General features: G+C 30.0%; 18 protein-coding genes. 1 reads left to right on the plus strand and 17 read right to left on the minus strand.

The genetic code is table 11. The features are described from left to right. Nucleotides 1-3 precede the first annotated feature (3 nt). From OW730_RS18015 to OW730_RS18065, 12 genes are all read right to left on the minus strand, one after another. On the minus strand, nucleotides 4-801 hold the full coding sequence (locus tag OW730_RS18015) for a sugar phosphate isomerase/epimerase family protein (protein WP_271225439.1): 798 nt from the start codon (nucleotides 799-801) through the stop codon (nucleotides 4-6). Nucleotides 802-872: 71 nt separating this feature from the next. Beyond that, nucleotides 873-1,085: a hypothetical protein gene (locus tag OW730_RS18020; RefSeq protein WP_271225440.1), complete on the minus strand. Its 213-nt coding sequence runs from the start codon at nucleotides 1,083-1,085 to the stop codon at nucleotides 873-875. Between the two features lie 234 nt (nucleotides 1,086-1,319). Continuing rightward, the gene (locus OW730_RS26865) at nucleotides 1,320-1,838 is read right to left on the minus strand and encodes an RNA-guided endonuclease InsQ/TnpB family protein (protein WP_333781227.1); all 519 of its coding nucleotides are present in this window, start codon (nucleotides 1,836-1,838) and stop codon (nucleotides 1,320-1,322) included. Next, nucleotides 1,831-2,229: a helix-turn-helix domain-containing protein gene (locus OW730_RS26870; protein ID WP_333781228.1), complete on the minus strand. Its 399-nt coding sequence runs from the start codon at nucleotides 2,227-2,229 to the stop codon at nucleotides 1,831-1,833. Before OW730_RS26870 ends, OW730_RS26865 begins: the two co-directional genes overlap by 8 nt. 151 nt (nucleotides 2,230-2,380) lie before the next feature. Next, the gene (locus OW730_RS18030; protein ID WP_271225441.1) at nucleotides 2,381-3,016 is read right to left on the minus strand and encodes an alanine racemase; all 636 of its coding nucleotides are present in this window, start codon (nucleotides 3,014-3,016) and stop codon (nucleotides 2,381-2,383) included. Between the two features lie 275 nt (nucleotides 3,017-3,291). After that, nucleotides 3,292-4,104, minus strand: a complete 813-nt coding sequence (locus OW730_RS18035; RefSeq protein WP_271225442.1) for an ABC transporter permease — start codon at nucleotides 4,102-4,104, stop codon at nucleotides 3,292-3,294. Next, the gene (locus OW730_RS18040) at nucleotides 4,101-4,994 is read right to left on the minus strand and encodes an ABC transporter ATP-binding protein (protein WP_271225443.1); all 894 of its coding nucleotides are present in this window, start codon (nucleotides 4,992-4,994) and stop codon (nucleotides 4,101-4,103) included. Before OW730_RS18040 ends, OW730_RS18035 begins: the two co-directional genes overlap by 4 nt. A gap of 98 nt (nucleotides 4,995-5,092) precedes the next feature. Next, a complete protein-coding gene (pyrE, locus tag OW730_RS18045) occupies nucleotides 5,093-5,617 on the minus strand; it encodes an orotate phosphoribosyltransferase (protein ID WP_271225444.1) in 525 nt (174 codons plus the stop codon). A gap of 146 nt (nucleotides 5,618-5,763) precedes the next feature. Next, nucleotides 5,764-6,192, minus strand: a complete 429-nt coding sequence (locus OW730_RS18050; protein ID WP_271225445.1) for a hypothetical protein — start codon at nucleotides 6,190-6,192, stop codon at nucleotides 5,764-5,766. A gap of 38 nt (nucleotides 6,193-6,230) precedes the next feature. Next, a complete protein-coding gene (locus OW730_RS18055) occupies nucleotides 6,231-6,596 on the minus strand; it encodes a hypothetical protein (RefSeq protein ID WP_271225446.1) in 366 nt (121 codons plus the stop codon). A gap of 38 nt (nucleotides 6,597-6,634) precedes the next feature. Then, nucleotides 6,635-7,213, minus strand: coding sequence for a hypothetical protein (locus OW730_RS18060; RefSeq protein ID WP_271225447.1), 579 nt, complete (start codon nucleotides 7,211-7,213; stop codon nucleotides 6,635-6,637). A 16-nt stretch (nucleotides 7,214-7,229) separates the two neighbouring features. Further along, a complete protein-coding gene (locus tag OW730_RS18065) occupies nucleotides 7,230-7,775 on the minus strand; it encodes a GNAT family N-acetyltransferase (RefSeq protein ID WP_271225448.1) in 546 nt (181 codons plus the stop codon). Nucleotides 7,776-7,991: 216 nt separating this feature from the next. On the opposite strand from OW730_RS18065, the gene OW730_RS18070 reads away from it, so the two are divergent. Beyond that, entirely contained in the window at nucleotides 7,992-8,192 is a 201-nt protein-coding gene (locus OW730_RS18070; RefSeq protein WP_271225449.1) for a hypothetical protein, read from the plus strand. A gap of 39 nt (nucleotides 8,193-8,231) precedes the next feature. Here OW730_RS18070 and OW730_RS18075 read toward each other — a convergent pair whose 3' ends face one another. The 5 genes from OW730_RS18075 to OW730_RS18095 form a co-directional block, all read right to left on the minus strand. Then, nucleotides 8,232-9,050 (minus strand): TIM barrel protein, encoded by an 819-nt coding sequence (locus OW730_RS18075; RefSeq protein WP_271225450.1) that lies wholly within the window; start codon nucleotides 9,048-9,050, stop codon nucleotides 8,232-8,234. Between the two features lie 42 nt (nucleotides 9,051-9,092). Further along, nucleotides 9,093-9,683 (minus strand): PHP domain-containing protein, encoded by a 591-nt coding sequence (locus tag OW730_RS18080; RefSeq protein WP_271225451.1) that lies wholly within the window; start codon nucleotides 9,681-9,683, stop codon nucleotides 9,093-9,095. A 75-nt stretch (nucleotides 9,684-9,758) separates the two neighbouring features. Next, complete coding sequence (locus OW730_RS18085) at nucleotides 9,759-10,241, minus strand: LURP-one-related/scramblase family protein (RefSeq protein WP_271225452.1); 483 nt, start codon at nucleotides 10,239-10,241, stop codon at nucleotides 9,759-9,761. A gap of 193 nt (nucleotides 10,242-10,434) precedes the next feature. Further along, nucleotides 10,435-10,845 (minus strand): 4Fe-4S binding protein, encoded by a 411-nt coding sequence (locus OW730_RS18090; protein WP_271225453.1) that lies wholly within the window; start codon nucleotides 10,843-10,845, stop codon nucleotides 10,435-10,437. Continuing rightward, on the minus strand, nucleotides 10,842-12,743 hold the full coding sequence (locus OW730_RS18095) for an aldehyde ferredoxin oxidoreductase family protein (protein ID WP_271225454.1): 1,902 nt from the start codon (nucleotides 12,741-12,743) through the stop codon (nucleotides 10,842-10,844). The genes OW730_RS18090 and OW730_RS18095 overlap by 4 nt, the downstream gene beginning before the upstream one ends. Nucleotides 12,744-12,835 lie beyond the last annotated feature (92 nt).

A 12,835-nucleotide genomic window follows, 5' to 3' on the forward strand; every position in this document is an offset into this window, starting at 1 on the left:
ATTTTAAAATCCTTTTCTATGTAAAAATTCTAAAGATTTTACTTGATCATCAATATAACTCTCTAATATAAAGACTCCATCAAATTTAATATTCTTTAAATACTGAATTTCATTTTCCCAATCAATTGTTCCTACTTCTTGTCCAATGGGCCAATGAATATCAGCTAATTGATCATTATCATGAGCATGAATGCTTCCTAATCTATTATTAAAACTACGAAGTATATCAATACCTTGTTCATCTAAATTTCCATGACCATAATCATAACAAAGTTTAAGGAACTCACTTTTTATATCAAATATTTTTTTAAAATCACTAACCCTATCCCCTAATTTGCAGAAATCGCTATTCCTTTGCTCTGGATAAACATTCTCTATATGTATTTCTACATTACACTCACTACCTACTTCTACTAACTCTTTAAATACAGGGATTAAGTTATTAATACATTTCTCGTGCTGCACTCTTCTTCCTGCATCAACTCCATAACCAGCATGAAAATTCACAAATTTTGCTCCAATATCTCTCGCTAAATAAATATTTTTTTTAGCAAGTTCTATCCAAAGCATACGTACTTCATCAACTTCTTCAGCCAAATTTAGTTTATTGTATGCATGTAAGCTGATTTCTATATTAGGATTCTGAGACTTAAGTGCCTTAATTTTTTCACTTAACTCTTTTCTTATACCTTCAATATTCCCAGGTATTCCTCCAATTTGTATATGTTGAACATTATACTCACCAAAACTTTTCTCAAATGCATCTAGTTTCTTATATCCAATACTAACTCCTATTTTCATTGTTTTTCCTCTCATTCAAAATTTATTTATGCCCCATATCCAGATATTAAACTCATTCTCCTAATGTAATACTACTCCCATCCGAAACTTGTGAACTTAATTCCTTCTATGTATTTTATAATTGCTTCTTTAACATAAGGAATAATATTGTGAGGAAGGTCATCTAAATCAAACCATTCCAATAGGTCACATTTATTTGGTTCCATGTTTTTTATTTCACCAGACCACTGTTTTGCCACAAAAAAGTAATCTATCCCTTCTCTATCTGGATTCTTTCTATGCATTACTTGAATTGGTTCTATTTGATTTTGTGAACTACTCTCCACTTACTCACGCTGAAGTGGGGGCTTCTTGGTATATCCAAGAACTTTTCCTGCTTCACAGATTTCGTAATCTACTTTCTCCACAGGCAATCCCCGTAAGACCTACGGTTCTTATTTTTTTAGGCTATCTCTAATAACCCTTGCTTCAAGATATTCCTACTGGCATTTATATCCCTATCATGAATGCTACCGCATTTAGGACTCAAGAATTATAACTTGATTATCGCTTATAATTCTTTTAGATAACTTATGGATGAAGTCTAATCTTTGATTAGATATACGTTCATGTAGTCTAGCAACCTTTATTCTTTGCTTATTCCAATTGTTACTGCCTTTTTCTTTACTACTTAATTTTCTTTGTTCCTTTGCCAATTTATCTAATGACTTTTTTAGATACTTCGGATTTTCAATCTTTTCACCATTTGATAATATTGCAAAATGACATAACCCTAAGTCTATACCAACATTCCCCGATACTTTTTTTAATGGCTCTATCTTTGTTTCAACACATATAGATACAAAATATTTACCACTTGATGTTTTAGAAACAGTAGCGTTTATTACTCTACCTTCAAAATATCTATGAATTTTTGCATTAACATATTTCAATTTAGGCAGTTTTATTTTATCTTTTTTTATTTCAATATTGTTATTCACAAAATTACTTGTATATGTTTTATATAGATATCTCAGTTCAATACTTGATTTATACATGTACAAAAATCGTAGAACCATCGATATTTTGATACATGTATAAATCAAATTTCACGGTAGAATCTCTATAGTTGTCTCTTTTACTTTTGAATTTTGGTCTGTCTGCTCTACCTTCAAAGAAATTTTTGAATGCAGCATCAAGATTTCTTAGTGACATCTGCAGTGATGTACTATCAACTTCTTTAAGCCATACAAGTTCTTTTTTTATACTTGGTAATTGATTTTGTTGTTCTGTATATTTCATACATCTTTTTTCAGCTTTATATATTTCATTCCTTTGGTTTAAGAAATGATTATATACATATCTTGAACAACCAAAAGATTTTTCAATAATCTTTATTTGATTTTCATTTGGATACATTCTGAATTTATATGCTTTGTTGATTTTCATTACTTTCAACACCTTTACTTTTCATTACAATCATAATGAATCTTAAGAACGTTTATTCTTATTATTTCACATTTATGATTTTTTATCCATGTAAAAGTATTAAGATTACGCATTCATCTCCCACTTATAGAAGATAGGAGACTTCTGCTAGTTATGTTAAATTTGTTTCTCTTGTTAAGTCAATTAATAAGTGATCACTTGTGGCACCTAAGATTGTCAAATTATCATTTATAGGACTTATCCCATCAACCTTGGTATCTTGACGACCTATATTTAAAATACTTCTTAACATCATTCCCTTATCCTCTACTGTAGGGATATTACCAAATGCATCTTGTCCTATTTCTCCAATTGGGACTGATGGCTTTAATTTCTTTTCAATTATTTCTGCATGTAATTCAAATCCATCCTGATAAGTATTAGGACATTTTTCTCTATAAATAGTTTCTCTTCCTAAAAGTATTCCTTCACCAATTCTAAAATGATTAATTCTCTTTGGTATCTTTCCTGCCTCAAGTAATTTTAAGGAACTTGAGTTTCCCGCAGATAAATATTCTAGTTTTAAATTAAAAATTTCTTCTATCTCTTGTGCAAGGTCTACCAATTGTTTATTGTTTTCATAAGTTGGTATTGTACCATTTAAATCAGTTAAGTTTGTACCTAGACCAATTATTTTTACCCCTTTCATCTCTACAACTTCTTTTACTAAAGGAAGTAAGTCATTTGGCCAAACCCCTTCTCTTAAATCTCCAAGGTCAACCATAATTATAATTTTATGTATTATCAAGACGATAATCCCCACTCCCATAGTTACTATTTATAGTTCTTTGATGCTGTTGCCTTTTTACCATGATCAACATATGTTGTATTTTCCATATGTTCTATATACTCATGTTTCGTACTACAAATCTAACATTACATTATTTTACATATTTTATCAAGATAATAATTTTTACTATCTTATGTTATTTACATACAATCTATATATATTAAAATAAAACCCCCATTTTTTAAAAATGGGAGTATCATATTATTAATATTAATTATCTAATAATGTAGATTTTATTTTAAAAATATAGTTCCTAATATAAAAGGAATCAAAGCTCCTAATGCCCATAATTTACTTTTTGACTTTGATGTATTGTTATTATCTAACTTAAATAGATACCAACTTAAAATAAAACATATCACTCCACAACTTAAAAGTATTCCTAAAGAAATGAATGGATTAAATGAATGTTGTCCATTTTCTACTAATGCTTGATAAGCATCCATTGCATAGGTTGTAGGTAATAGTTTTCCAAAAGTTGAAATAGATTCAGGCAGTGCACTAGAAGGCATCATTAATCCTCCAATAAGCATGGAGGGAAGAAATATTGCTTGTGCATAGAGTACTGTCACTGAAGTATTTTTTGCTATTATTCCAATTAAAAGTGCTATACCAGTAATTGCAATTACTGTTGCAATAAAAACAAGTATTAGCCCTCCCATATTTCCTGGTAATTCTGAACCAAATAAAAATGGAGCACTTAATAAGATTATCGCTGTAACTATAATTGTATGAAAAATTGTTGATAATGTTGGAATTGCCATCATTGATAATTTTGATACACCATTAATTTTATAACTTCTAAATATACCATTATTCCTTGATGTTACTAACACATTAGGCATTCCTAATATTGAACTTACCAATATTCCAAATATCATCATGGATGGTATAAGTATTTCACCATATTGTGGATTTATTTTAGGCATAATACCTCCCATTGCTAAAAAGAAACCAAGAGGAAATAAATAATTCATAAACAATAATGTTTTGTCCCTAAGCCCTCCCTTTAAATCCATTCCGAAATGTATAATAAATGACCTCATATGGTACCTCCTACTGAAGTAATTTCTAAGAATCTTTCCTCTAATGATGGTCTCTCAACTCTTAGATCGATTAAAGTATCCCCTTGTGAATCAATTAAATTTATTATTTCTGTTACCTTTTTTCCAGGATTATCTGAATAAAAAACATAATATTCTTCACTCAATGTACCCTCAGTTCCTACAAGACTAGAACCTGTAGTTCTTACGGATATCTTAGTTTCAGTTGATCCTGAAGCTGTTATTTCCTTAGGCGTACCTATAGTAACAAGCTTACCTTTTAATAAAATTGCCATTCTATCTGCCATTTTCTCTGCTTCTGCCATATCATGTGTTGCAAGAAGTATCGTTGTCCCTTCGGCTTTTAACTCTGCCATTAACTCATGAAGTTCTACTCTAGATTGTACATCTAATGCAGCAGTGGGTTCATCTAAGATTAGAACCTCTGGATTATGTGCAACCGCTAGTGCTAATACTAATCTTTTCTGTTCGCCCCCTGAGAGTTCCTGAAAGCGAGCATTAGACTTGTCCCACAATCTAACTCTTTTTAACAAATCATATCGTGGCTTAATTCCATGATATGATGAGAACAATCTCATAGCTTCTTTTACAGTAATTGTTTCTTGTAAAGCTGTCGATTGAAGCTGCACCCCAATTATGTCTTTCAATTTTCCACTATCTTTTGCTGGATTTATACCCATAACTTCAATTTTCCCTCCATCAGGACTTCTTAATCCCTCAAGACATTCTAAAGTGCTAGTTTTCCCTGCTCCATTAGGACCTAGCAAACCAAAAATCTCCCCTTTTTTAACGTCAAAACTAATTCCATCTACAGCAGTATAATCACCGTACCGTTTTGTAAAATTTACAACTTTAATGATTTCTTGACTCATTTTACTCCCCCATTTAATCAAAATCTTATTCATTTTTTTAGTTAATTCTTTAAATAACTTACTTAATACTCTTCCTTTTAATAAAATCTATATATACCTTATAAGTGTTTTTTTAAATCTTCCATCGTAAATAAAGATAATAATTTAAGTCCTTCATTTTTCAAATTTTCTCTTCCTTTTTTATCTCTTTCTATTACACATATTACATTTTTAATGTTTGCTCCAAAGTTTCTTAAATCATTTGCACTAAGTTTTATTTGTCCTCCAGTTGTTACAACATCTTCAATAATACAAACATTTTTATCTCTAATTTCTATTCCTTCTGCAAGTTTACATGTACCATACTCTTTTGCCTTTTTTCTTACAAACACCACAGGAATACCAGTACGAATTGATAATGCAGTAGCTATTGGAATTCCTCCCATTTCTAATCCTGCTAAAACTTCTGTACCTTGTGGAATCATTTCTGAAAGTTTTTCTGCAATTATAACTAGTAATTCTGGATGAGATTCAAATAGATACTTATCAAAATACTCATGAGAAATCTGACCTGATCTTAATGTAAATTCTCCTTCTAAATGTGATACTTCATAAATCTTCTGTGTTAATTCATTATTATTCATTCAAATACCCCCTTTAATTACTTCATACTATCCCTTTATTTTTATATTAATAAATATTTTACCATATTTTACATTAAAAAGAAAACTCTCATTTAAAAAATGAGAGTCATTATTGTTAACTTTGAATTTAATTCTGTAAAAATTTTTTAACTACATCTTACCTTGTTAATATCTTCAACAGGTAACCAATCATCCATATTTCCATATTCACTTCTATCAATTTTAAATTCTTCAATCTTATTAAAATTTTCAATTTCAATTAAAACTATGTATCTTTTACCTGCCCATCGTTTAAATTGCTTATCAGTAAGTTGTAATTTTTCTTGATTCTTTTCAACTATCTCAATTGATTCGTCTTTTTCCATTTTTTCAGAGTTAAAAACATAATTAACTACTGCTGTTCCTTTTATTATTCCTTCTCCATTGTTATTAATAAAATATAAAATGTCACCTTTATTTACTCTACCATAAGGCAATTTCCTTCCTGCAGCACCTCTTATTATCATACTTTTACTTCCATCAACAAACTTTTCTAGTTCTTTTGATTTTGCATCTAAATACACAACGTGATCCATAAATTTTCCTCCTCTCCTAATTTTTTTAATATTAAACTCTAATCAGTTAAAAAATCTAATTGTTCTTCTAAAATATTCTGACTTTTCCCAAACTCTATTGCATCTTTCCAAGTCTCTTTATCAAACTTATCAAATTCAAATTTGCTCCCTTCAAAAATAGCAACAATCTTATCTTCTTTCCAAAAATGTCCATACCAATTATATCTCATATTATCTTTAAATATATCAAAATCACTGTAAGGTACTTCTACCCAAAACATGTGCCATCGTCCCACTGTTCCTTTATCATCCAATGGTAAATTATCATTAGTAATTCTAAATTGGAAGCATTTATACTTATTCAAAATTCTAGGATCTTTTAAACCTTCTGAAATAAAACATCCTTTCCAATATTCTGCGCTCACTGTTACTCCCCCTCTTATATATTATTGACACATAGATATTACTTAACCTTCACTATAAACTCTGTTTTTACAGAAATGTGTTCTTCTTGTTCTTTATCTAATGTAAAAGCTGCATATGCACTAAATGTGTATTCTCCATTTGGAAGCTTTAACTCTTTCTCTGAACAATACTGTTTCCAAAAATCTGCTTTTGAATCCTCTGCACCATATGCTTTACTTTTAGTAAATGGGAAAGTATATATTTCACCTTTTTTAAGAACTGTTTTCTTTAAAATTGTCAGAGTCAAAGGCTGATTAAAATACTCTTGTCCATTGAATATTTCAAAATAAAAATATGGTTCACCAGACCATATAGAAATGGTTTCTTCTTCGCCAATGTACTCAAATGTTGAGTATATTTTTATTTCTTCATTCTCACTGAACTCCAATTTATTGATATATGTTGTAACTCGAAAATCCTTATTCTCAGCTACAAATTCCTGATACTCTGTATTATCATTATTTTGAATTGACACAAACTCTTTATTATCTTTCTTTTCAGTTATGTTCGAATCCTTATTAGCAGCGCAACCTACTAAAAGTAATACAGTCATACATAATGTTAAAAATCGTTTCATAATTTCTTCTCCTAGTTTATAAGTTTTTCTCCAGTCCAATCACAGCATATGTATTTTCACTGTAATCCTCATCGCCAAATATACCAACAACTCTATCAAAACCTGATTTCGTCCAGAATCTTAATCCTCTCCAATTCTTTAAATGTACCCCTATACCTATTTTTTCATACTCAGCAGTTCTTCCTTCCTTTGATATACACTCAATTACTTCCTGTGCATATCCTTTTTTCCTAAAGTCTTTACTGATTAAAAATAAACTAATCCAGATTGTCTTTTCTTTTGGATATCCGAAATATAAATCAGTAAATCCTATTAATTTTCCATTATCCTTTAAATATATTGACTTTAATTTGTAATTTTCTCTACTTGCATTAGTAACTGGCGGCAAATCCCCTTCAGTTATACACTTATATATGTAATCAGGTTCAATATTACTACCCTCAATCAATTTTTTATCATCCCATGATTCACAGATTTTTTGCAATTCATCACACTCTTCAATTTTTGAATTGGTTATTATTAATCGTTTTGTTTCTAATGTTTCTGGTATTAGTTTTTTCATAATTTTATACACCCCTAACCCAATTATGTTTTTTTAAAAGTATCCCACCTATATTTAATAACTTATCTATATTCTACCATAAATTAAAAAGAAAACATATATTCCCCTATAAATTTTTTATAAAATTTACCCTAATATTTTCAAAGGTTATACTTTTAATAACTGGAGAAACTAATAGTGAAATACTTGAAAAAGTAATAAAGGAGTTGTATTAAAATGCCTATACCTACAGGATCAAATCATAATGACGAACATAATAATATTAACCCTAATAATCCTAATATTGATAGTTCCTTAGATTCAATTGCATCTAACACTGTATCTAAGAATGTACCTCTAAGTAATTTAAATGAAAAGTTTATACGACAAGATAAAATAAATCAAAAAATGAAAGAAACTTTAAATAATATAACTTAAGAAAAAAATATACCCCCTTTTATTAGGTGGTATACTTTTTTAAGCACTAATAAGAGATTTTACCCATTTATACCCTTCATGAACTAATTCTTTACTGGGGTTAGTATGAGGTGTATGCTCGAAAACAAATGATACATCTTCACATTGTGAAAAGAATCTAATGATCTTTTCAATTTTATTATTACTTATTTCATACTTTTGAGTTGGATGGACAGGCGTCCAAATATATTTATTTCCTTGGTAATATATATTATGTAAATGAACCACTTTCACAAATTTTATCCATTTAATTAAATAATCAAAAACATCTTCATTGGTAGCAATTAAATAGTCTCCAATATCTATGCATACTTTAATATTATATTTCTCCCATATTTCCATAGGAAAATTATGAAGATACTTTATCCCTGCTGGAGAACGATTAAACCCAAGTTTAGGTTCACAAATTATATCTATACAATATTTTTTCTGAATATTGCTTAGTTTTCTTAAGCCTTCTTCAATTAGTTCATTTGGGTTACCAGCTATTTCACCTTTAAAATACGGAAAATGAACTAGAAGATACTCTGCACCTATAGATGACATCCTCTTTGCCTCATCTTCTATCTGTTCCCAAGCAAATTGAGGATCATATTGTACCCTCTCAATTAAATCATATTTACTTCCACTTCGCATTAATGGTGAATGTATACCTAAAGAAACTTGTTTATCTTTACATTCTTTAATGAGATGGTTTAAGGCATTCTCATCATAAAATTCTCCAATTTCAATATGCTCAATTCCTTCCCAAAATAATTCTGTATATAATTCTGGATTTGATAAAATCACACTACCAGAAACACCTAATTTATGCGCCATCTTAATCCCCTTTCAACTAAGTTCATTTATACAAAAAATCATTTATCCAATTAGCACAGGTTCACAACAACCATCTTTAATAGCAGCTACCAACTGTTCAATGCTTTCAATATTTTCAGCAAATTTAGTACCACACTTAAATAATTCACTTCTATTATGAGCATCACTTCCACCAACACAAGGCTTTTTATGCTCCCTAGCTAAACTATATGCTTTTTTGCATTCTTCCTCTTTAGCTCGTCCATTATACACTTCAATTGCATCTACTAATTTAATAATTTCATTCGCATCTTTACTGTTAATTACATTGCATATACCATACCCTGAAAATGGATGAGCTGCTATAATAATTCCACCATTTTCATGAACAAACTCTATGAGTTTAAACATATCATTTCTCTTTTCAATGCACTCTTCTGGTGCCCCAAAAACTAAAAAATCACCATAGTCATTTAATATTTCAATTCCAGTAAAAGCAAAGTTTTCACTAAAATTCTCCTCATTCTTATATAATTGATTATGCTCAGTTATTGCAAATGATAGACCTTTCTCTTTTGATTTCTTAATATAGTCAGAGAAAGTTAGTGTTGTATTCTTTGACAATTCTGCATGATTATGTAAATCTATTATCATCTTTTCCTCCATAGTCTTTACTTAAAATAGAGGCTAACTTAATAGTCAGCCTCTATTTCTGCTTTTTTAATAAATTTATTTATTATTACCATCATGAAGAGTTTGGTCTATAACAATTATTAACGCTAAAATAAACCCATAGTCTTCACTGTTATTTATATCAACCCCATAAGTATCTGAAAAACTAAAAAATCTTTTTGATACATCAGCAACTACTCGTCCATTTTTAATAACTGAAAAATTATGATCGAAAGGATGACCCTCTATATCAAATTCTCCATAAACACTATCAATAATAAATTTAGACCCAAAAAATGTAAATTTCTTCTTAACCCTTGCAACATCATTTCCTTGTGCAAAAATAGTATACTCAGGAAGCATCTTAAATAATTTTTGCTCAATATAAAATAGTTCTTCCCCTCGCATATTATATAAATGAAGTTTGTTTCCAAAGCTAAAAACTTTTCCCTTTACCATGAAAACATCCTGTCCACGTTCATCTGTAATTGTAAAATCGTCTCCAAAACTAAATATTTTTTCTCTTACTTGAAATAACATATTTACACCTCACAACATTTTTACTTTTAAAATATTAATATAACTTTCGTGATAGTTGTATAACATTACCTTGGATGTATAATTTTAATACACTAATTTAATTATACCAGTTATTATTATTCTTTAAAATAAAAGAATAGCACCTCACTTCAAAAGTTAGATGCCTACAATACATATTTTTTCAGTATTCACTCTATTTTTTTAACTCAATTGCATTAACACCACAAACACTGATACATGCTCCACAACTGATACATATCTGTGGATCAGTAAGGAAAGGTTTATATATTAATTTCCTTTCATCTTCACTTTTCATTTCTATACAGTTTTCAATACACATTTCTTTACATGCAGCACATGAAAAACATTTCTCATAATCAAAGATTGGTTTTGCCCATTCAGATAATTTAACTTTTTTACATACCTCTTTCATAGGATTTAATATTGCTGAAACTGGACATAGTTTCCCACACACACCACATTCTATGCATTTATCTCTGTTAATAGAATGTTTTTCTTTTAAATTACCCTCAATAGCATGAACTGGACATTTTTTAGAACATAAAGTACATCCTATGCATTTATCTGTAATTGAATAACTCACTCCACCACCTCTTCTCTGAAGTTTTCGATCTTCAATCTTTTTAATGTCTTAGTGGTTGGTATACCCTCAATATTCCACCCTCTTGTTTTGTAATACTTGTCCTTCAATTCTTCTAAAGGAACTTTAGACTTTGGATTATTTTCATCTTGGAGAACATGTGTCAATCTTTTAGGTAATGAATCATCAGCTCTCTTTAATCCTCTTCTAATATTAAATAATCTTTCAATATTATATCCTCTTTCTCCAATATAACTTAGTTTACCAAAGCTCATTTTCATTCCTGTCACCAGTTCCAATGCTTTTGTATGTTGAAGCATTGGCAAGTGAATGTTTAACTTGTTTTCTTTATTCTTATTAAGCATATTTATAATTTTAGCAGTAACTCTAATTGTCATAGCTTTATTTGCTACCTTAGTTACTCCTCGATTTTTATGAGTAACTAAGTATCCAGGTATCATAAAAAACATTGTAAACAAGCAACTTCCACCTGCTGAACCAGCTTCCATAGCATTTTGAAGTAAAGCAGTCAATTCAGCTTTATTCACAGTGGAGTATTTATCCATATTCATTGCAAGATTCTCCATCAATATGGCGTAACCAGCATTAAGATGACATCCTCCTCGATTTGAAACGGCATATCCAAGTCCTAACCCAACAGATGAACGTGGTTCGTAAGCAGATAACTCCATTCCTTTTGATTGTATTGCAAATTCTTCTCCACCGTATTTCTCCATTAAAAACTTGCTTCCATTAGCTAATTCATCCCCTATTCCTCTTCTGAAAGCAATATCTTCAAAGAGTTTTATAAATCCATCTGTTTTTCCAAATTCTAATCCATTATCCCATAATCCCTTTTCATTTAACTCCATAGCAAAAGCTATAGTACCTCCCAATGAAATTGTATCCATACCAAGTTCATCTAGTTCGTAATTCATTTCTATAATCTTCATCAAATCATTATTATTCCAATTAGCTCCCAGTAAACCTAATGTTTCAAGTTCTGGTCCCTTTATTCTTTTATCATTATACTCCACAACTCTAGAACATTTTATTGGGCATGTAACACACCCTTTATTAGTAACAAGATATTTTTCAGTTAAGGTTTCACCACTAATATCTTTATAATGCTCATATTGCCCATAAGTAAAATTCTTAGTAGCTAATGTACTTTCTTTATGCATTATACTTGCAAAACCTGCAGTTCCATACTTAGGTAGTTGATGACCTGTAAGTGGATGCCTTTGTAAATTTGTAATCCATTTACCATTAAACTTCTTAACCTTTTCAGGATTTTTACTCCTGACAATGTTTTTACCGCTTATTGCCATTCCCTTAAGATTTTTAAATCCAAGGACTGCACCTAACCCAGCTCTACCAGCTGCTCTTTCCCCACTAAATATTGCCGCATAATTTACAAGATTCTCTCCTGCAGGTCCAATTACTACTTTCCCATAATCTTTAGGAAAAGCATCTTGAGTTTCCATTACCTTTTTACCCCATAGTAAATCTGCAGAATGAAATTTAATCTCATCATTAAATATCTCTAACCAAACTTTTTCTTCTGATTTTCCTGTAATAATTAATGCATCATACCCAGCTTTTTTTGTATGTAATCCAAAGGTTCCCCCACAATTTGATGATGCAATTAGATTTGTTGCTGGTGACACTGATGAGATATTAAATCTACTAGAGGAAGGAGCACCTGTTCCTGTCAAAGGGCCTGTTGAAATAACAACTACATTCTCTTTTGATAATGGTTGTACTTCTGGCGGAACTAAATCATATAGGATCTTCGCCGCCATAATTTTTCCCCCTAAATACATTTCTCTGTCTTTATCTGAAAATGCATATTCTTCCCATGTCTTTTTAGTTAAATCAATCTTTAAAACTTTTCCCATATAACCACCTAGTTTACTTTTCAGACCATAACACCTTCTCTTTTATATTTATCAATAAGCTTGTACTATGAACTCCTTTACCTGCTTATAAT

The sequence above is a fragment of the Oceanirhabdus sp. W0125-5 genome, assembly GCF_027938815.1.
In the GTDB taxonomy this organism is placed as follows: Bacteria; Bacillota; Clostridia; order Clostridiales; family Clostridiaceae; genus Oceanirhabdus.